Source organism: Dyella sp. OK004, assembly GCF_900114495.1.
In the GTDB taxonomy this organism is placed as follows: Bacteria; Pseudomonadota; Gammaproteobacteria; order Xanthomonadales; family Rhodanobacteraceae; genus Dyella_D.
This window is the reverse complement of record NZ_FOZI01000001.1, coordinates 276,872-297,416: the sequence shown is the minus strand read 5'-3', so window position 1 is coordinate 297,416 and position 20,545 is coordinate 276,872. Positions and strand designations below refer to the sequence as shown.

General features: G+C 64.3%; 11 protein-coding genes. 6 read left to right on the top strand and 5 right to left on the bottom strand.

The features are described from left to right. Positions 1-538: 538 nt before the first annotated feature. Both BM338_RS01370 and BM338_RS01365 read left to right on the top strand, forming a co-directional pair. Positions 539-1,099: a hypothetical protein gene (locus tag BM338_RS01370; RefSeq protein ID WP_255367153.1), complete on the top strand. Its 561-nt coding sequence runs from the start codon at positions 539-541 to the stop codon at positions 1,097-1,099. Between the two features lie 243 nt (positions 1,100-1,342). Beyond that, positions 1,343-3,307 carry a hypothetical protein gene (locus BM338_RS01365; RefSeq protein ID WP_090448990.1) on the top strand — a complete coding sequence of 655 codons (1,965 nt, stop codon included), beginning with the start codon at positions 1,343-1,345 and terminating at the stop codon, positions 3,305-3,307. Positions 3,308-3,704: 397 nt separating this feature from the next. On the opposite strand, the gene BM338_RS01360 is transcribed toward BM338_RS01365, so the two are convergent. The 5 genes from BM338_RS01360 to BM338_RS01340 all read right to left on the bottom strand — a co-directional run bounded on the left by BM338_RS01360 (position 3,705) and on the right by BM338_RS01340 (position 13,575). After that, positions 3,705-6,122, bottom strand: coding sequence for a TonB-dependent receptor plug domain-containing protein (locus BM338_RS01360; protein WP_218156281.1), 2,418 nt, complete (start codon positions 6,120-6,122; stop codon positions 3,705-3,707). Positions 6,123-6,692: 570 nt separating this feature from the next. After that, on the bottom strand, positions 6,693-8,975 hold the full coding sequence (locus BM338_RS01355) for a xanthine dehydrogenase family protein molybdopterin-binding subunit (RefSeq protein WP_090448989.1): 2,283 nt from the start codon (positions 8,973-8,975) through the stop codon (positions 6,693-6,695). After that, the gene (locus BM338_RS01350) at positions 8,972-9,505 is read right to left on the bottom strand and encodes a (2Fe-2S)-binding protein (protein WP_090448988.1); all 534 of its coding nucleotides are present in this window, start codon (positions 9,503-9,505) and stop codon (positions 8,972-8,974) included. Before BM338_RS01350 ends, BM338_RS01355 begins: the two co-directional genes overlap by 4 nt. Before the next feature lie 127 nt (positions 9,506-9,632). Then, entirely contained in the window at positions 9,633-10,973 is a 1,341-nt protein-coding gene (locus BM338_RS01345; protein ID WP_090448987.1) for an APC family permease, read from the bottom strand. Between the two features lie 667 nt (positions 10,974-11,640). Next, a complete protein-coding gene (locus tag BM338_RS01340; protein ID WP_090448986.1) occupies positions 11,641-13,575 on the bottom strand; it encodes a S53 family peptidase in 1,935 nt (644 codons plus the stop codon). 372 nt (positions 13,576-13,947) lie between these two features. Between BM338_RS01340 and BM338_RS01335 the strand changes: the two genes are divergently transcribed. From BM338_RS01335 to murL, 4 genes are all read left to right on the top strand, one after another. Further along, positions 13,948-15,462, top strand: coding sequence for a fumarate hydratase (locus tag BM338_RS01335; protein WP_090450045.1), 1,515 nt, complete (start codon positions 13,948-13,950; stop codon positions 15,460-15,462). 580 nt (positions 15,463-16,042) lie between these two features. Beyond that, the gene (locus tag BM338_RS01330) at positions 16,043-18,655 is read left to right on the top strand and encodes a bifunctional aspartate kinase/diaminopimelate decarboxylase (RefSeq protein ID WP_255367152.1); all 2,613 of its coding nucleotides are present in this window, start codon (positions 16,043-16,045) and stop codon (positions 18,653-18,655) included. Positions 18,656-18,749: 94 nt separating this feature from the next. Then, on the top strand, positions 18,750-19,136 hold the full coding sequence (locus BM338_RS01325) for an endonuclease domain-containing protein (RefSeq protein WP_090448984.1): 387 nt from the start codon (positions 18,750-18,752) through the stop codon (positions 19,134-19,136). A 62-nt stretch (positions 19,137-19,198) separates the two neighbouring features. Further along, positions 19,199-20,542, top strand: coding sequence for a UDP-N-acetyl-alpha-D-muramoyl-L-alanyl-L-glutamate epimerase (murL, locus tag BM338_RS01320; RefSeq protein ID WP_090448983.1), 1,344 nt, complete (start codon positions 19,199-19,201; stop codon positions 20,540-20,542). Positions 20,543-20,545 lie beyond the last annotated feature (3 nt).

Genomic DNA, 20,545 nt, shown 5'->3' with positions numbered 1-20,545 from the left:
CGCATAGCCTTGAGCGATCGCGTGGCAGGGTCAAGTTGCACTGCGGGGCAGGGGAACCCCAACGGCCGGGATTTGTCTTACGAGACCCGCATGCCGGCCCGGAAGGCCAGGCCCGTGCGCTCCCCATGCATCGAAGGGAAGCCCCATCGAACACCCATCGCAAGTCGAACATCACCGCTGGACGGCGCCCGATGCCGCCGCCCGCGGCCTGGCTCCCCTGGACGGCCCGACCCGTGCCCTGCTGCACCAGCTGCGCTGGCGCAAGCCGCCGCGCGATCGCCGGCGGCTGTGGGCGGGCCTTGCCATCACCTTGCTGCTGCACCTGCTGTTTGTAGGCATCATCTGGTGGGAGATGCGGCCGCAGCCATTCCTCGAAACAGTGCATGAGCGCAGAGGCGATGCGCTGCAAGTGCGCCTGATCCCCCGCCCGAAGGCGGCAGCACCGAGTGCGCCGCCTCCGGAAACACCTCTACCGCCGCCCCCGCCACCGGCACCACGTCCCGCGCCGGTGGTGCACGAGGCGCCTGCGAAGAACGCGATGAGCGTGAGCCTACCGGCATCCTCGTCGAGCACGGCGCCACGCCCGCAGTTGTTCGACGCTAATGGCAGGCCGCTGATGCCTGCGGCGAATCCGTCGCCCGCACCGACGCCGGACTACGTGGCGCGCGGGGTGGATGGCGACACCAAGGTGATGCAGCACAGCAGCCCGGTGAAGTACCAGGCCACGCGTTTCGATAAAGATTGGGACCGCGGTGAGGACATAGTCGACAGCGCATTGCGCAAGGTGGTCGAGAAGGCCACGGTCAAGCACACCTTCCATGTCGCGCCGGGCGTGCGGATTCATTGCACCGTGGCGTTGTTCGTCGGCGGCTGCGGCGGCGATCCACCGCCACCGCCTTCCGCCAAGGACGGCGACGAGCGCCTCAACATGGCACCGTCTTCATTGCTCGCACCGTCACCGAACCCGCCCAAGCCGCCAAGCGAGGCGGAATGCATCGCCATCTACCGCGATGGCAAGCCGCTGCCGCACGGGTGTCCGGTGGATACCCCGAACCGCTCGGTGGATGCGGAGTTGCGCGAGCGGGAAGCCAAGCACTGAAGCAACGTATCTATTGGAATCCTTCTCCGTTCGGCGACCCGAAGGTAGTCCCCGTGGGAGAGAAGGTGCCGGCAGGCGGATGAGGGTTCGGTAGAGTGACTACGATGAAGTCTGTCGCAAGCGCGGAACCCTCACCCCAACCCCTCTCTCCCACGGGGACTACCTTCGGGTCGCCGAGGGGAGAGGGGCTTAGCCTGACGCCGCCTGTCCAGAATCCCGGTATCGCCCGCTACACTTGCGCGCATGCCCTTGCCACCCACGGAACCCACTCGCGCCGCACGCTCGACGGTGTCGCTGCCTTCGCCGCGCGAGGCGGCTACGCAGGCGGCGGTCTATCGCCGGCGCCGGCAGGAGCGTCCGCGCGAGCGCTGGCTGCGCGTGCTCGGTTTCGTCGGTACGCTGTTGGTGCATCTGTTGGTGCTGGTCGGCATGATCCTGGGGCCGGCGTATGAGCTGGAAGATTTGCCCGAATCGCACACCCCCGCGCTGCAAGTGCGGCTGATCGAAAAGAAAAAAGAAGAACCGCCGCCGCCTCCACCGGTGCGCGGCACGCCGCCGAAGGAAGTCGGTCCGGTCCATCGCGGCAGCAGCGCGCCCAGCGTGGTGCGCACTCGCAGTAACAACGCGTCCGCCACACGCACCGATGCCGAGTTGGCGCCCGTGCCGGTGCCGGCTATTGAAACGCCGGTGGTAGTCGTCAAGGCGCGCCCGAGCGCGCCCAAGCCCGAAGCCGTCGCCGCACCGCAGCCGACCGTAACCTTGCCCAAGCCCGCGCCGGCCCCCGAGCTGCAACCGGTGCCGACTGCCGTCGAGCCGCCGCAAGTGAGTCTGCAGACGCCGCCCGCGCCGCAGCCGGTGCCACCGAAATTCCAGCCAGAGCCGGTGCGCAAGCCGCAGGTCGAAGGCAATCAACCGGTGCCACCGCCCGCGTCGCTGGCGATGCCCGAAGTGCCGCCGCAATCCGCGCCCAACGTCACTGCGCCCACCATTGCGATGGAACGTGCTGTGCCCAAACCCACCACGGCCAGTCTGCCGCAGCTAGCGCATGCGGAAGTCGCGGCCGCGCCGACCGAGCCGGAATTGCAGGCTGTTCCATTGCCTGCGCAGGCCGCGCCCACGGTGAACCTGCAGGCGCCGGCCAGCGTCACCACCGCCGTTGTGCCGCGCGAACAGCCGCGCATCCAGGCGCCATCGATCCGCGTCGCCGAAACACAATTGGAAGCCGTGCCGTTGCCGGAGAACGCGCAGCCGAGTCTGGAGAAGCCGCAGGCGCCGCGTCTGGAAACCGTCGCGCCCAAGGCCATCGCACTCGATCGCAAACCCACGCTCGAACGTCCGCAAGTCACCGTCGAGCCCACCGCCAGCGCCGAGGCCGCCAAATCGTCGAGCCAGGAGGCCGCAGCAGCCGAGACCACGGCGGCCAGTGCAGCGACAGGTCCCAAGAGCAGCGCCGCATCCAGCGAAACCGCGCAAAACGCCGACACCGGCAAGAGCACCGCACCCAATGCCACACCGCAAGGCAGCGAAACGGGTACGCCGGGCAGCTCACCCAATGGTGTGACTTCATCGCCGAGCACCGGCGGAAAAAGTGGGCTGAATCTCGCGCTGCCGCCCGGCCAGGGCGACGGCCAGAACAGCAGCGGGCAGGGTAGCGGCCAAGGCAATCAGAACAACGGCCCGGGCGGTACCTACGTCCAGCTGCAGCCGCACGGCAACACCGAAATCATGGCGCACGGCACGCCAAACATCGGCTACAAGGCCACACGCTTCGAACAGGACTGGACGCCCGAAGGCGAAAGCTCGATCGACACCGCTCTGCGCCACGCTGTTGAAAAAACGACCGTACGCCACACCTTCCACCTGCCGCGCGGCGTGCGCGTCGAATGCGTCGTGATGCCCCTGTTCCCGATGGCGCTGTTCGGTTGCGGCAACGGCGACCCACCGCCCAAGCCCGTCGATGACGAGGTCTACGAAAAAATGAAACTCGCACCGGCGAATCCGCTGGTGCCACCGGCACCAGCAAGCACCACCGCTCCTGTCAGCGCCATCAAACTCGACAACAGCGCCCAGTGCGCCACCGCGAAAGTCGCCGGCGGCCCACTGCCTCCGGGCTGCGTGGACGATCGCCTGCCGGCGGGGCGCAGCCAGCCCGCAAAAGCAACGACCGCACCCACCTCATGGGCGCCCGCAAGCGATCAGTTCCACTAATCGATGCGCAAAGCAAAACGGCGGGCAAAGCCCGCCGTTTTGCTTTTGAAGTTGGCCCCGAGCGCACTGCGTAGCGGTGAGAGCTGGACGATCAGGTCCTAAAGAAAACCATCCTGACGCCTGACACTGGAAAAAGCATAGCTACGCAGCAGACCGCCTGCCCTTAGGCCATTTCTCTTTGGTTACTTTCTCTTTGGGCCAGCAAAGAGAAAGTGACCCGAGCCGCGGCAGCGGTTCGGAAGCCCGCGGCAGGCGAGCCAGGGCACGCAGACGCGACAACCGAGCGATAACGTCACTGGACCCCGGCCTACGCCGGGGTGACGAAGTAGCGACGGTGAACCGAGCACCCGCCCCTCACCCCAACCCTCTCCCCGGAGGGGAGAGGGAGCCAGGACGCCTAAAACTTCATCGCCAATCGTGCAAACCAGGATGCCCCGTTCAACCCAAACTGCACCGCCTCATACTTGAACCCGTTGTCCGTCTCATTCGGATTCTGCTTGGTCGGGAACTTGTCGAAGATATTCGCCCCGCCCACCGTGAGCTTGATCTTGTCGTTGAAGTGATAGGTCAGACTCACGTCCGCCGATGTCTTGTCGGCGTAGTGCTGGTTCGGCACCGGCGGCCCATCGAACGTACCCAGCGTCATCGGCCCGAAGTAGATGAACTTCCAGTTCGCCTCCCACGGCCCGCGCGTGTAATCAAAGCCGAGAATGGCCTTGGAGCCGGGCGCGCCATCTTCGATGAATAAACGCTCGCGATCGGATAACAACACATCCTCGCGGCCGGCCAGCGCCGGTGGCGCATGGATGCGTTGCACACGGGTGAAGTTGCGGTTGAAGCCGAAGCTGGTGTTGAGCGTGCCGCCGCCGAATTGCAGGCGATGGTTGGCGGTGAAATCCAGGCCCTTGGTTTGCGTGTCCACGGAGTTCACGAAGAACTGCGCTTGCCCCACACCCAGTCGATCGAGAATCGCGCCGATGTTCGGATCGGTGGTGTCGAAGCGGCCGCTGAGCACGATGCGATTGGTGATGTCGATGCGGTAGCCGTCGAGCGTGAGTTGCAGATTATCGCGCGGCGCCCAGGTCATGCCCAGCGTATAACTCTTGGACTTCTCTTCCTTCAGCGGCGGAATGCCCGCGGCGTTGGCGATGGCGCCGCCGTTCGGTGCCAGCACCACATCCACCGGCTTGCCGCTGACGAAATCGGTAAAGGTGGAAGAGAACCAGCGTTGCTGTAGCGATGGCGCGCGGAAGCCGGTGGAAACGGAGCCGCGCAACAGCAACTTGTCGGTGGCGTGGAACGCAGCGGCGAGCTTGCCGGTGGTGGTGGAACCGAAGTCGCTGTAGTCCTCGTAGCGCACGGCGGCGTCGGTGAGGAAACGCTCGGTCCAATCCGTTTCCACATCGGCGTAGACGGCGTAGCTGTGGCGATCCTGGTTAGTGACGTCGCCGGGCTGGAAGCCGGGGAAGCCCTGGCTGCCGGCGCTGCCGCCACCGGGGCCATCCGCGTCGAGATAGGAGCCAGGTTCACCGGCCTTGATGCGGTAGTTCTCGTGCCGGTATTCGCCGCCGAAGGCGACGTTGAGGCCGTGCAGGATGTCGCCGTAGTAGCGCGACAGATCGAGGTTGGTGGTTTCCTGTTCGAACGAGAAACCGCCGGCATGGAAACGCCGCGGGCTGAGTCCCGGGCCGCCGTTGAGCAGGTCGCGGTTGGCGATGGATGCATTCAGCGTATTGCTGATGATGTCCTGCAGCGCGTTGTAGCCGTAGGTCTGCGACAGATCGGCGCGCCAGTCACCGAAGGTGTCCCACACGCCGAGGATGGCGTAGCGGTCCTTGATCGCACCATTGATGTAAGGCACGAACCCATTCGGATACATCGCCGCCGAATTGCGCGAAGGAATGTCGTCCGAGCCAATGCCGCCACGTGCGAATGCAGCGGAAGACGCGGAACGGTTCTGGATGCCACCGGTGAAATACAGGTGCGCCGAATCCGCGACTGGTACTTCACCGTTGACGTAGAGCGTTTCGTTATCGACCTTGGTGTCGCCGATGGTGCGCGGGTCACCAGGATCGGAGCGGTTCGAGCGGCCGCGCTTCTGCCATTCGCCGGTGATACCGATGCTGCCACCGTTGTCGAAGCGGAAGCCGCAGTAGGCGGAGGTGAGGTAGTTCTTGCCGTCGCCGCGCGTGTATTCGCCGAAGCCGGCGACACCTTCGCAGCCCGGGCTTTTCTTCAGCACGATGTTCATCACACCGGCGATGGCGTCGGAGCCGTACTGCGCGGCGGCGCCGTCGCGCAGCACTTCGATGCGCTCGATGGCGAGGGTGGGAATGGCGTTGAGGTCGGTGCCGGTGTTGCCGCGGTTGCGTGCGCCGAACAGATTCACCAGCGCCACGCTATGCCGGCGCTTGCCGTTCTCCAGCACCAGGGTCTGGTCCGAGCCGAGGCCGCGCAGCGCGGCGGAGTCGACCAGGTCGGCGTTGTCCGATCCGGTCTGTCGCACGGAGGTGAACGACGGCACGCTGTATTGGAGGTTCTGCGCTACGTCGAACTGTGGACTCTGTTCGGCGGCTTTCTGCATGGGGATGACATCGACCGGTACCGGTGTTTCGGTTTCCGAGCCGCCGACGCGGCGCGAGCCGAGCACAGTGACGCCTTCGAGATTGGTGGCTTTCTTCTGGTCGGCGGGTTTGGCCGTCGAGGTTTGTGGCGGATTAGTGGGTTCGGTGCTTTGCGCCCATAGCGGCGCGGAGATGCCAGTCATGGCCAACGTGATCGCGGTGCACAGCAACGCCTTGCGCGTGTCTTCCATATCACCCTCCCCGGTGTGGAATGTTTTTGCCCCTTGGTGGGGGAGCCTACGCGAGGGGTGTGGGGGATGGGAATGTGCGTGGTGCACAGTGTGGGGGTGTCAGGTTTGCGTAAGCTTGGGTGGGTTGCTGGACTGATCCCGCGATATCGCTTCTACCTCGTCATCCCTGCGTAGGCAGGGATCCAGTAGTGGTGCGCTCCGATTTTGGCGTCTGCGTGCCCTGGCTCGCCTGCGGCGGGCTTCCGAACCGCTGCCGCGGTCTGGGTCACTTTCTCTTTGCTCGCCCAAAGAGAAAGTAACCAAAGAGAAATGGCCTGAAGAGCTGGCGGCGTGCTCTGTGGCTGCGCCTTTTCCAGTGTCAGGCGTCGGGATGGCTCTCTTCTCGGCCTGATTGTCCAGCACTCGCCGCCGCGCCGTGCCTTTGCTCCCTCCCCTGTAAGCAGGGGAGGGTTGGGGAGGGGTGTGGGTGCTCGGGATCGCGTTGCCAGGTGAAGTTCTTTTGTAGGAGCGCACTTTGTGCCGGTCGCGCACAGGGTGCGCTCCTACAAGGAATGGAATGGCTGTGGCTGTTTAAAGCAGCCGCAACAGTTCCTTCATCAGCGGCAATCGACGCACGCGCACAGCACTCACGCGGAACACGGCATTCGCCAGCGCGGGTGCGGCGGTGGGCATGGCGAGGAAGCTGGCGCCGGCGGGGTCGCGGTCGCCGGGGACGGTGATGACTTCGACGTTGTCGGGCAACTGGGCAATGGTGGCCAGCGGGTAGTCTTTGTAGCTGCGCTGTTGCGGTTGGCCATCTTTGATGGTGATGGCGAGGTTGAGGGCGGCGGACAATGCATCCAATGTGGCGCCGGCGACCTGGCCTTCCAGTCCCATGGGATTGATCACGCGGCCGACGTCGACGGCGCAGACGACGCGTTCGATGTTGAGCTTCTCGCCTTGCATCGAGGCTTCGACCGCGTGCGCGACGTAGGTGCCGTTGATGTGCCAGCAGGCGATGCCGAGGCCGTTGACGGTGCGCAGCCAGTTTTTCCACTCGATGCGGTCGGCGACGAGCTTGAGTACGTTGATGAGTTTGCCGGTGTCGAGGTTGCCGCCGCCTTGCAACGGAATCTGGCGCGGTTCGCCGAGCAGGCGCAGACGGGTGACGAGTGGATCTTCTTTCAGCGAATGCGCGATTTCGTCGATGAAGCTTTCGACGGCGAAGGCGTTGCTGAGATGCGGCATGCCGCGATGCGGGCCGCGCGGCATGCCGGACTGCAGGCTATACCAGTCGCTGCGGTAGTTGGGCACCAGGCCGGCGGGCAGCTGGTTGGCATCGACTTCGGACGTCCACAGACGGTTGTCGGGTACGCGGCGCTGGCCGAGGGCGGAGGCGCTGGCCATGCGCTGGTTCCACGTCGCGATCTCGCGTTTGCGGTCCAGCGTGGCGCTGAGTTTGTGCACGCTGGCGGAGCGGTAAAAGTCGTGGCCGAGGTCTTCGTCGCGGGTCCACAGCAGGCGCACGGGTTTCTCGGCGAGCTTGGCGAGCATCACGGCTTCGGCGACGAAGTCGTGGTCGAGGCGGCGGCCATAACCGCCGCCGACGCGCGGTACGCGTATATCGATCTGGTCGGGTTTGAAACCGGTCAGTCGCTGCACCACGGCCCAGGCATGCTGCGGTGCCTGCGTGGGCACCACCAGGGTGGCGCGGTCCTTGTCGATGCGCGCGAGGCAGTTCATCGGCTCGGCGGTGGCGTGCGCCAGCCACGGTTGCACGTAGACGGCTTCGATGCGGCGGGCGGCTTTCTTGGCGGCGGCATCGACGTCGCCGTCGTTGCGCACGCGCGTGCTCGGCGCGGCGTCCTTGCTGTTGACGAGGTCGTTGGCCTGCTGCTCCAGCGCGGCGCTGCTTTCGCCACCGCTGGGGCCGGGCTTCCATTCCAGTTTGAGTTTGGCGCGTGCCTGCAGGGCCGACCAGGTGTCTTCGGCCAGTACCGCCACCGACGGTGCGAGCACGGTGTCGCCAGGGAGCAGGCCGGGTTCGGGCTTGAGCTCGACAATCTTCACGACACCCTTGACCGCTTCGGCGTCCTTGAAGTCTTTGCTGGCGAGCGTGCCGTCGGCCCAGGGGCAGCGCAGCAACACCGCGACCAGCGCATCACCGTAGGTGTTGTCGATAGCGAACGCGGCCTGGCCGGTGACGATGGCGCGCGCGTCTACGTCACCGGCCGGTTGACCGATCAGGGTGTAGCGGTCTGGTGTTTTCACCGCGACGGAGGTCGGCGGCGGTGCCACCTTTGAGGCGGCTTCGGCGAGGCTGCCGTAATCAAAGCGGCGGCCGTCAGGCGAGATCACGAAACCGGATTGCGTGCGCAGGCGATCCGCCGGCACGCCGAGGCGGCGCGCGGCAGCCTGCATTAGCAGCCAGCGCGCGAGCGCGCCGGCTTGGCGCAAGTCAGCCCACGCAGCGGGAATGGAGTCACCCAGGCCACCGGCCTGATGGCCGTAGATCCAGCGCGGTTCGCCGTTGCCGTTTTCCACGCCGAGGCCAAGTTGCACCACGCTGACCCGCGACCAGTCGACATCGAGTTCATCGGCGATGATGCGCGGCAGCGAGGTAGCGGTGCCGGTGCCGGTATCGGGATCACGCGCGCCGATCAGCACATTGCCATCGGCATCGATGCGCACGTAGACACCGAGGCCATACAAGGTGTCACCAAGCATCGCTGGGGGCACCGACGGTTCACCGGCTTCGGCCAGTCGGATGCCGACGATCAGCGCACCGGCGGTGCCGGCCAATACCTGCAGGAAGCGGCGGCGCGCGGGCAGGGCGGGCTGTAGGGGCGAGAGGTCGCCGTGACGCTGGCTCATGCGTGGCCTCCGCCGATGGCAGCCGCGGCGCGCTTGATGGCGCGGCGCACGCGGGTCTGGCAACCGCAGCGGCACAGGTTGGGCAGCTGTTCGATTTCGTTGTCGCTGGGTTGCGGATGGCGAGTGAGCAGATCCACGCCAGCGATCAGCCAACCGGGCGTGCAATAGCCGCAGCCGATCGCGTCTTCATCCACAAAGGCCTGCTGTAGCGGATGCAGCTTGCCGTCGTCTGCGGCAAGTCCTTCGACCGTCGTCACTTTCTTGCCGGCGAGCTCGCGCACGGGCAGGGTGATCGCCGACACGGCCTTGTTGTTCACCAGCACCAGATCGGCGCCGCCCAGTCCGTGATCGCTGCCGTACTTGGTGCCGGTCAGGCGCAGCACATCGCGTAGATACCAGAGCAGCGGCATATCGGCGTCGCCGGTGTGGCGGAATTGCCGGCCGTTGATCTCCAGGTCGATGCCTTCACGCACCTTGTCGGGGGTGATGTTGCTGGTCGGGTTGGTGGCCAGGGCCTGGGCTTGCGCCATGGTGGAACTCTCCTCGCGTATCCATCCATTGTGGCATTGCAGCGGCCTTTGTTGGGAATGCAGCAAGGCGCGGCCCGCGCCGCGGTTCATGCAGCGCGCTATGCAGGGTGGTCAGGACGAGGACGATTTATTCGGCGTGCGGCGCCGGCTGGCTGGTGGGAAACATCCGGCGCCACACGTAGTACACCGGTACGCCGGCCGCCATGATCAGCAGGCCGATGCCGGCGTTGCGCGGGTTGTCCATCATGGTTTTCACCACCACCCACGCGATCACGCCGACAAAGATCAGCGGCAGCAACGGATAGCCCGGCACCTGGAAGCTGGCCTGCCCGCCCTGTTGGCGGCGATACCAGAACAGCGTGGCCACACCTAGCGCGCAGGCGAGCCAGTCGCCGAAGGTGGCGTAATCCAGCAATTGACCGTAGCTGCCCGAGAGAGCCAGCAACACGGCCCAGCCCGACAGCAGCAGCAACGCCACGTTCGGCGTGCGGTGCTTCGGATGCAGCCTGGCCACGCTGCGGAAGAACAGCCCATCGTCGCCCATCACCTGCAGCACGCGCGCACCGGCCACCAGGGTGATGTTGCAGAAGCCCAGGGTAGAGATGGCGATACCGATGGCAATCAGCTTGGCGCCGATTGGGCCGAACACGCGATTCATCACATCGGCGGCCGGCGTGCTGCTAGCAGCGAGGCCGTCATGGCCCAGCACGGCAAGGTAGGCCACGTTGACGAGGGCGTACACCGCGATCACCAGCAACATGCCCACCAGCAGCGCGCGCGGCAACGTGCGCTGCGGATCACGCACCTCACCCGCGAGGTTGTTGAGATAAGTGAAACCCGAGTAGGCGAACAGCACTGGCAGCGCCGCGCCCATGAAACCCACGTTTGCGCGGCTGGGATCGACTGTCAGCACGCCCGAGCCGCCTGCACCGGCGAGAAAAAGACCGCAGACCACCAGCACAGCCACCGCCAGCAGCTTGAGCAGCGTGAACAGGTTCTGCACCTGCGCGCCGAGGCGCAGACCGAACAGATTGATCCCCGCCACAAACACCAGCGCACCCGCCGCCAGCGGTTTGATCGTCGTCGCAGGCAGACCGAATACCGACGATGCGTAGCTGGCGAAAATCGTCGCCACCGCTGCGCTGGAGCCGGAATAAATCACCAGCAACATCGTCCAGCCAAACAGAAACCCCGCCAGCGATCCAAACGCCTCGCGCAGATACACATAACTGCCACCTGCATGCGGCCGACGCGCGCCAAGCTCCGCATAACACAGCGCACCGATCAGCGTGAGCAGACCCGCGCCCACCCACACCAGCAACAACGCCAGCCCCGACTCCGTGCGCTGCGCAGCAATACCGGGATTGAGAAAGATGCCACCACCGATGATGCCGCCGACCACAATCATCGCCGCATCCCACGAACTCAATCGCCGCACATAACCGCCCGACGCCGGGGAATCACTCATGGATGTCGTCACCCTGTGAAATTGAAGCGAGCATGGCGGGTGTGCGGATTGGCGGCAAGCCCTGCGCGTCGCAACTCAGTGGAGCAATGCTGCTGCATAGCAACGCGATCCCGAGCACCCATCACCTCTCCCTCCCCTGTCCCACGGGACTAGCTTCGCGTCGCAAGCAGGGGAGGGAGAGGTGCTGCTTTAGGCGATGCGAAGCGAGACTGTGACGGCTTCTTTGTAGCGATGAGGACTGGACGATCAGGCCCCGAAGAAACCCATCCCGACGCCTGACACTGGAAAAGGCGCAGCTACAGAGCGCATCGCCTGCTCTCAGGCCATTTCTCTTTGGTTACTTTCTCTTTACTCCGGGCATCCATGCCCTCCACCCTTCGGGCCAGCTGCGCTGTTCGCACCCGCTCCTGCGGGTGCGTGGGCCAGCAAAGAGAAAGTGACCCGGACCGCGGCAGCGGTTCGGAAGCCCGCGGCAGGCGAGCCAGGGCACGCAGACACAAAAATCGGAGCGCACCACTACTGGATCCTTGCCTACGCAGGGATGACGAGTAGGAGGGAATGTCACTAGACCGAACCCTCACCCCGGCCCTCTCCCGGAGGGAGAGGGGGGGCAAGAAAAAGCCGGCGCCCTTTCGAGCGCCGGCCCCAAATCACAACTCAACCCACCTCAGAAACTACGCAAGAACAAATCAAAATTCGACACATTGAGCGTGCCAATACCCGACCCCGGCTCATACCCCGGCTTCCCGAAGTAAAACCAGTTATCCCCCGCACGGATATCGTTAAAGCTCGACCACTTGCCGTAGCCAAAGATGTTCTGCAACAGATACACCTGCGGATTCCAGAAGCCAACGCGATGCCCGCTGCTCTGCGTGAGCAGCGCCGAGATACCGTTGAGCTGCGGCGCCACGAAGCTGGTGCCGCCTTCGCCGGAGAACGCACCGCCATCGGTGGTGGAGACCACGATGTAGCCGGTTTCCGGATCAGCATTCAACGAAATATCCGGGATGTTGCGGCCGTGGAAATTACCCGGCAGCTTGAGCAGCACCTGCGGACCAGTGGTGTCGTTGAAGGTCAGCGTCTGGTTCTTCTCGCTGGTGCGGACGCCCTGCGTGAACAGCTGATAGAACGGCCGTTTCCAGTACACGCTCACGCCACCGCCGCCGCCAGTAGAGAACAGATCGATCACACCTTTGCCGACGTAGGTGTCGAAGTAGTTCTGGATGTAATCCCAGCTCCAGACGCTTTCCTGGGTGATGGACTGCACCGGACCTTTGCGGAAGTGATAACTGAAGGGCACGGTGGTGCCGCCTGCCGCCGTCATGAACGGATCGGAGGCCGGCGAGTCGACCGTGAGCGGAGCGTTATAAGTGCCCGGCGTGGTGCCGACGCCCAGTCCGCGCACAGTGTCGTATGCACCCGAGTCGCCAGTGGCGGCGAAGAACGACTGGCCCTGCACCGCGGCCTCGAGCAGGATCTGATGCCAGATCTTCAGGTCGCCCACGTCGGTGGTGTCAGTGTTCTTGGCGCCGGTGACGTTGAGTGCGGCGAAGTTGAAGATTTCCGGCAGGCCCCAGCTGGTGGAAATGGTGTCGGCCTTGTTGTCTGAGACCGCCTGCATCGCCGCGTTGGTGAAGCTGTTGCCGGCGTTCGGCGCGTCATACACCAGGATGTCGGCATCCGGCGCGAGACCACCGGACTGCTCCACGTCGAGTGCGGTTTCGCCGCTGCCGCCGTCGAACGCGCCGCCGCCGTCCACATGAATCTGCGTGATGCGGTTCGGCTTGGTCACCAGGCCAATGCCGGACCAGTATGTTTCCGCATCCGACGGATAGAAGTTCGACAGCGTGACGATGGCGATGGTCGAACCCTTGCCGGTCACACCGCGCGCATACAGCGGATTGATGTTGTAGAAGTTCGCCACGTCACCCACGGTGTAGCTGCCCGGCACGCCGGTCGCGGTGGGATTGCCGCTGCTCGGCGTTGCGGCCTTGGCGGAAGTGGCGGTCTTGGCCAGCGTCTGCAGCGAAGCTTGCTGGCGCACGTCGGACGGCGCACTGATGCGATGCGAGAGGAGCTGATGCTCGTTATTCAGCCCCGTAGCGTGCAGCAGCACGTTGGCAAGGCTGGACGGCAGTACTAGCGGCTGGGTGGGGCGATGGAAACTGCGCCCGTTTTCGCGCGAGACAAAGGTGTGGATAGGTGCCTGGAAGGCCGCGCTGAACTGGGCCAGGGTGCCGCTGGTCTGGATGGCCATATGGTTCGGCAGCAAGGTGCCGGCGGCGAGTCCCTGCTTCTGCAGGAATGACTGCACCTGCGCGATCTCCGCGTCGGTGGCGCCGTACTGGCTAGCGAACTGGCTGGTGGTAAGGAATTGGCGATAGTGGGCACTGCCCGGGGTGACGGTCTGCTGGACGTAATCCTCCAGCTGGTCCTGGTTATGCAGCTTCAGCACCAGGGTCACATTGACCTTTTGCGCGTTGTTGGTGGCGCCCATGTCGAGCGCGGGTTTGACATCGGCAGCGAGGGAGACCGTGGTTACGGTGCTGAACAATAGCGTCAGGGACGCGGCCAGGACTTTTTGGTGAAGCTTCGCGAGCATTTGGGAGTTCCTCCGTGGATGGGACTCTGGCTTCATGCGGAGCGACAGCGCCGACACAACAGGCGTCGCAGCCCCGCCTTCCGGCCAGGCCGTAAAGCGAGTCGACAAACCGTGTGATCTCTAATATTTCCCCACCCGAGAGGCGGCTCCCCCTGAAGAACAGCCCCGCGGTCCGGCAACGCTAGCGCGGAACGCGTGCAAGTTCTTGCGGCCGCGAGAAATGGCGGTATGACGCCATTTCTGGCCCCTTTCGATAGCCATCCGAAGGTCCTGGCTTTTTGAGGCCTGCCCGGCTTGCGGCACAATAGACAAGTTATGCGCCGCGAACAGCTTCTCCGCGGCGTGCCCCTCTCCCAGTCCAAGCCGCCGCCAATGACCATCATCAAGCAAGACGATCTGATCCAGTCCGTCGCTGACGCCCTGCAGTACATCAGCTACTACCACCCGGTCGACTACATCACCAATCTCGCCAAGGCTTATGAGCGCGAAGAGTCGCCGGCCGCGAAAGACGCGATGGCGCAGATCCTGATCAATTCGCGCATGGCCGCCGAAGGCCATCGTCCGCTGTGCCAGGACACCGGCATCGTCACCGTCTTCCTCAAGGTCGGCATGAATGTGCGCTGGGATGCGACGCTGTCGCTGGAGGACATGGTCAACGAGGGCGTGCGCCGCGCCTACAACGATCCGGACAACAAGCTGCGCGCCAGCGTGCTGGCCGACCCGGCCGGCAAGCGCACCAACACCAAGGACAACACACCGGCGGTGATCAATGTCTCGATCGTGCCGGGCGATACCGTCGACGTGATCGTGGCGGCGAAGGGCGGCGGCTCCGAAGCCAAATCCAAGTTCGTGATGCTCAACCCGTCCGATTCCATCGTGGACTGGGTGCTCAAGACCGTGCCGACCATGGGCGCCGGCTGGTGCCCGCCGGGCATGCTCGGCATTGGCATCGGCGGTACCGCTGAGAAGGCGATGCTGCTGGCGAAGGAAGCGCTGATGGAGCCGATCGATATCCAGGAGCTGATCGCGCGCGGCCCGAAGAATCGTGCCGAGGAATTGCGCGTCGAGCTGTACGAAAAGGTCAACGCGCTGGGCATCGGTGCGCAGGGTTTGGGTGGCCTCACCACCGTGCTCGACATCAAGGTGAAGGATTACCCGACCCACGCCGCCAACCTGCCGGTGGCGTTGATCCCGAATTGCGCCGCCACGCGCCATGCGCATTTCACCCTCGATGGTTCCGGCCCGGTGATGCTCGATCCGCCGTCGCTGGAAGACTGGCCGAAGCTTACCTATGACTCGTCCAAGGGCCGTCGGGTGAATCTCGATAAGGTGACCAAGGAAGAAGTGGCCAGTTGGAAGCCGGGCGAAGTGCTGCTGCTCAACGGCAAGCTGCTCACCGGTCGCGATGCCGCGCACAAGCGCATGGTCGAGATGCTCAACAAGGGCGAGCCGCTGCCGGTCGATTTCAAGGGCCGCTTCATTTACTACGTTGGCCCGGTTGATCCGGTGCGCGATGAGGTGGTGGGTCCTGCTGGTCCGACCACGGCGACGCGCATGGACAAGTTCACGGAGCAGGTGCTGGCGCAGACCGGGTTGCTCGGCATGGTCGGCAAGGCGGAGCGTGGGCCGGCGGCGATCGAGGCGATCAAGAAGCACCAGTCGGTGTATCTGATGGCTGTGGGTGGTGCTGCCTATCTTGTGTCGAAGGCGATCAAGGCTTCGCGCGTGGTGGGCTTCGCCGATCTGGGTATGGAAGCGATTTACGAGTTTGAAGTGCAGGATATGCCGGTGACCGTCGCGGTGGATTCGGCGGGGACGTCGGTGCATCAGACGGGGCCGAAGGAGTGGCAGGCTCGCATTGGCAAGATTCCAGTAGTCGTAGCCTGACGCTCCTTACTCCCTCTCCCCTCCGGGGAGAGGGTTGGGGTGAGGGGTGGGTGCTCGGCTCGACGTTGCTATACCTAGCTCGTCATTCCGGCGTAGGCCGGAGGAGCTCTTCAACAGCGAAGCTGGTCATCCAGTGTCTCGTTGCTCGGTTGTCGCGTCTGCGTGCCTGGACTCGCCTGCCGCGGGCTTCCGTCCTCCTGCCGGAGGCCGGGTCACTTTCTCTTGCTTGCCCAAGAGAAAGTAACCAAAGAGAAAGGCACCCCTCTTACGCGCCCTCCGGCTTCGCCTGCGGGTCCGTGAGGGTTGGCCGGGCTTTTCGACAGGACATCCATGTCCTGTCGAAAAGGAACCGGCATTCATGCCGGTTCCCCTGCGGGCCTGATCGTCCAACCCTCACCGCTTCACAGGGGACCCGGGAGATCAAGAGCCAGGATCAAGAGCTCAGCTTTGAAATCTCGGGATTTCCCGTTGAGCATACGCCCCCGTTTGGCCGTCCAAACCCTATCCCATTGCAATCCAGCTGCTGCGGCGCAACACTGACTGGATTGTTTCCCCGCAACCAACGCAACTGAAGGTAACCGTGAACCCGCAAAGCCCGGCGTCGCTTCCTGTCGACGCATCCTGGATCGTGATGAAGTTTGGCGGCACCAGTGTCGCTACCCTGCCGCGCTGGCAGAACATCCGTGAGCTCGTTGCCAGCCGCCGCGCCGAAGGCGCTCGCGTGCTGGTGGTCGTGTCCGCGCTCACTGGCATCACCGACGCACTCAAACATATGTGCGCGCAGGAAGACAAAGGCAAACGGGTCGAGGCTGCCAAGGCGATCGCGCAGCGTCATTACGACTTGCTCGATCACATGCAGCTGGCGGTTCCGGACACGCTCGCAACCCGCCTGACCGATCTGGCGAAGCTGGCCGATGAAGGCCCCGCGGTGCTGGGTGAGTTGGCCTGGGCGGCGCTGGTGCAGGCGCATGGTGAGTTGATGTCCAGCGCGCTGGGCGCGGCGTTTCTCAGTCATAGCGGTTTGCCCACGCAGTGGGTGGATGCGCGTGAGTGTCTTGCTGCCGTGGCGCTGCCAAATCAGAACGAGCGCACCAAGCTGCTGTCGGCGATGGTGGAGGCGAAACCGGATCCGGCGTTGAATGCGCGTCTCGCGGAGCAGGGCGATGTGTTTATCACCCAGGGTTTTATCGCGCGCGAATCGCAGGGCCGCACGGTGCTGCTCGGCCGTGGCGGTTCGGATACCTCGGCTTCGTATTTTGGCGCCTTGTTGAAAGCGCAGCGCGTGGAAATCTGGACCGACGTGGCTGGCATGTTCACCGCCAACCCGCGCCAGGTGCCGGGTGCACGTCTGCTGCAGCGTCTCGACTACGAAGAAGCTCAGGAAATCGCCTCCACCGGCGCGAAGGTATTGCATCCGCGCTGCCTGTCGCCGCTGCGTGAGCCGCGCGTGCCGATGCTGATCAAGGACACCAACCGGCCGGAGCTGGAAGGCACCGTGATCGGCCCCGAGGTTCGCGAGCACGCACCGAGCGTGAAGGCGATCAGCGCACGCAAAGGGCTCACCCTGGTGTCGATGGAGTCGGTGGGCATGTGGCAGCAGGTCGGCTTTCTTGCCGACGTGTTTGCGCAGTTCAAGCAGCATGGTTTGTCGGTGGATTTGATCGGTTCGGCCGAAACCAACGTCACGGTGTCGCTGGACCCCACCGAGAATCTGCTCGACTCCGATGCCATCGCGGCGCTGGCTAGCGATCTGGCTAAGGTCTGCCGGGTGAAGGTGATTGCGCCGTGCGCGGCGATCACGCTGGTCGGCCGCGGTATGCGCTCGATGCTGCACACGCTGTCCGGTGTGCTGGCCGAGTTCGGTCAGTTGCGCGTGCACATGATTTCGCAGTCGTCCAACAACCTCAATCTCACCTTCGTGGTGGATGAGAACGTGGTGGACGATCTGCTGCCGCATCTGCACGAACTGCTGATTGCGGCGGGTGCCTTGCGTACCGACGACAGCGCCTTGTTCGGCCCGAGCTGGCAGGCGATTTACGGCAGCGGCGAAGTGCCGGTGCCGGCGGCTTCGTGGTGGCGCACCACGGAACGCCAGCGCCTGCTCGAGTTCGGCGCAAAAGCCACGCCGCGTTATGTCTATCACCTGCCCACCGTGCGGCAGCAGGCGCGTGAGCTGAAAACGCTCGCAGCGGTCGATCGCCTGCATTACGCGGTCAAGGCCAATACGCATCCAGCCATCCTCAAGGCGCTGGCTGAGGAAGGTTTCGGTTTTGAGTGCGTGTCGCCGGGCGAGATGAAAGCGGTGATGGCGGCCGTGCCCGAATCCGTGCCGCTGCTGTTCACACCCAACTTCGCGCCGCGCAAAGACTACGAGTGGGCACTGACCACGCGCGCCACCATCTCGCTGGATGCGCTGTATCAGCTGGAAAGCTGGGGCGAGTTGTTCCGTGGCCGAGAAATCGTGCTGCGTGTAGATCTTGGTCGCGGCCTGGGGCATCACGAGAAGGTGCGTACCGGCGGTAGCGGCAGCAAGTTCGGCTTGCCGGTCGAGTTGATCGATACCTTCCTGCGCCTTGCCGATACGCACGGCGTAATCGTGCGCGGCCTGCATGCCCATCTGGGCTCGGGCATCCTCGACGAGAGCCATTGGGGCGAGGTCTACGGACAGCTGGCGAGCCTGGCCGAGCGCATCGGCAGCGTGGCCTTCCTGGATATCGGTGGTGGCCTCGGCGTGCCCTCGCATCCAGGCGAGGCGCGACTGGATATCGCGGCACTCGATCGCGTGTTGCGCGGGGTCAAGGCGGCCTATCCGCATTACCAGCTGTGGATGGAGCCGGGACGCTATCTGGTGGCTGATGCCGGTGTGCTGCTGACCCGCGTTACCCAGCAGAAGGGCAAAGGTTCGTGGCGCTATCTCGGTGTGGACACCGGCATGAACAGCCTGATCCGCCCCGCGCTGTACGAAGCCTGGCATGAGATCGTCAACCTCACCCGCCTCGACGAGCCGGCCACCGGTCTGTTCCAGGTGGTGGGTCCGATCTGCGAAAGCGGCGACGTGCTTGGTACCGACCGCCGCCTGCCCGAGCCGGAGGAAGGCGATGTGATGCTGATCGCCCAGGCTGGTGCCTACGGCAAGGTGATGTCGTCGCCATACAACATGCGTGACGAAGCGGAAGAGATCATCATTGAGTAATCAATGGCCCCACACTTCTCCCTCTCCCCTCTGGGGAGAGGGCTGGGGTGAGGGGACACTCTTGAGATAGAGCGGCAACGGAGAAGCTTCAAGGATGAAGCGCTTGAATGTAGACCGCGCCCGGGTGTTGCGTAGAACGTCGACAGATGCCGAGCAGGCACTGTGGTATCGCCTTCGCAGCCGACATTTGATGGGTTGGAAATTCCGACGGCAACACGAAATTGGCGGCTACATAGCCGATTTCGTGTGTAGCGACGCGATGCTGATCGTAGAACTGGACGGTGGACAGCATGCCGACAAAGTTGCCTACGACGAGCGCCGGAGCTGCGAATTGCAGACGATGGGCTACCGCGTGCTGCGTTTCTGGAACAATGATGTACTGACGAACATAGACGGCGTGCTTGAGGTGATCGTGGAGGCTTTAGCCAACCCGGCCCCTCACCCCAACCCTCTCCCCGGAGGGGAGAGGGGGCTGCGATAAGACAAGATTTTGGCTCCCTGCTTCCATGTATGTGGAATAGGGTGACGAGACGGAGTGACCGAGTGACCACCACCATTCAACCCCGCCTGACCCAGGTATTCCGCTTCGTGCGCTGCAGCTATGCCGATGGCGTAGCCGAGCTCGTCTATGCGTTCGACCATGGCGAGGAACTGATCGAGCGGGTGCGCTTCCCGCACGCGCCGGCGCTGCCTGCGTCACATAAGACGGCTTTCGAACGCGCTCTGAAGCTGCTGCATCTGATTGCCGGCGTCAGCTACTACAAGGCGGGTGTGCCGCCAAAGATCGAGCTGGCCGACGGCCCGCTGGACGATGCAACGGCCGACCTGCTCGACGCGCTGTACCTGCACGGCCTGGCCGAGTTCGCTTATCGCAACGGCCTTGATCTGCGCGGCCGGATCGCCTTCCCTCGTGGCGGCGTGGCGCAGCCGCAGGCGCCCGTCCTGAATCTGCCCAAGCGCACTTTGGTGCCGATCGGCGGCGGCAAGGACTCGCTGGTGGCAGTGGAGGCGATCAAGTCCATCGGCGGCGAAGCCACTGCGGTATGGGTGGGCAACTCCGAGCTGATCGCCGCCTGCGCCGAGCGCACCGGTCTGCCGACGCTCAACATGCAGCGCGAACTCGCGCCGCAACTGTTTGACCTCAATCGTCTCGGCGCGTGGAACGGGCATATCCCGGTTACGGCAGTGAACTCGGCGATCCTCGCGGTGGCGGCCATTCTCTATGGCTATGACAGCATCGCTTTCGCCAACGAGCGCTCCGCATCGGCGGCCACGCTGGAATACGAAGGTCAGCTGGTGAACCACCAGTGGAGCAAGGGCTACGCCTTCGAGCAGTCGCTGGGCGACTGGCTGCATGCGCAAGTGGCGGCGGATCTCGACTATTGCTCGCTGCTGCGCCCGTACTCGGAGCTTGCGATCACCCGTACTTTCGCCAAGCTCACGCCCTATTTCGATGCGTTCTCCAGCTGCAATCGCAATTTCAGGATTCTCGGCCCCAAGCCGGCGGACCGCTGGTGCGGGCAGTGCCCGAAATGCCATTTCGTGTTCCTCGCGCTGGCGCCGTTTCTTCCCAAGCCGCGCCTGCTGCAGATCTTCGGCCGCAATCTGCTGGACGATGACAGCCAGGCCGCCGGCTTCGACGCGCTACTGGAATATCAGGACCACAAGCCGTTCGAATGCGTGGGCGAGGGTGCCGAAGCACGTGCTGCCATGTACGCGCTGAGCCAGCGTCCGGAATGGCAGGAAGACGCGCTGGTCGCGCGCTTCCGCAGCGAAATCCTGCCGCAGCTCAGTGTCGCCGAGCTGGCGCTGGAGCCGTGGCTGGTACCGTCCGCCGAGCATCGTATTCCGGCGCGATTGCAGGCGGCGCTGGCGTTCTTCGCTTGATGC

Coding starts and splice junctions, on each gene's coding strand:
- BM338_RS01370 (WP_255367153.1), top strand. CDS start 539: ATGAGCGTGAGCCTACCGGCATCCTCGTCGAGCACGGCGCCACGCCCG.
- BM338_RS01365 (WP_090448990.1), top strand. CDS start 1,343: ATGCCCTTGCCACCCACGGAACCCACTCGCGCCGCACGCTCGACGGTG.
- BM338_RS01360 (WP_218156281.1), bottom strand. CDS start 6,122: ATGGAAGACACGCGCAAGGCGTTGCTGTGCACCGCGATCACGTTGGCC.
- BM338_RS01355 (WP_090448989.1), bottom strand. CDS start 8,975: ATGAGCCAGCGTCACGGCGACCTCTCGCCCCTACAGCCCGCCCTGCCC.
- BM338_RS01350 (WP_090448988.1), bottom strand. CDS start 9,505: ATGGCGCAAGCCCAGGCCCTGGCCACCAACCCGACCAGCAACATCACC.
- BM338_RS01345 (WP_090448987.1), bottom strand. CDS start 10,973: ATGAGTGATTCCCCGGCGTCGGGCGGTTATGTGCGGCGATTGAGTTCG.
- BM338_RS01340 (WP_090448986.1), bottom strand. CDS start 13,575: ATGCTCGCGAAGCTTCACCAAAAAGTCCTGGCCGCGTCCCTGACGCTA.
- BM338_RS01335 (WP_090450045.1), top strand. CDS start 13,948: ATGACCATCATCAAGCAAGACGATCTGATCCAGTCCGTCGCTGACGCC.
- BM338_RS01325 (WP_090448984.1), top strand. CDS start 18,750: ATGAAGCGCTTGAATGTAGACCGCGCCCGGGTGTTGCGTAGAACGTCG.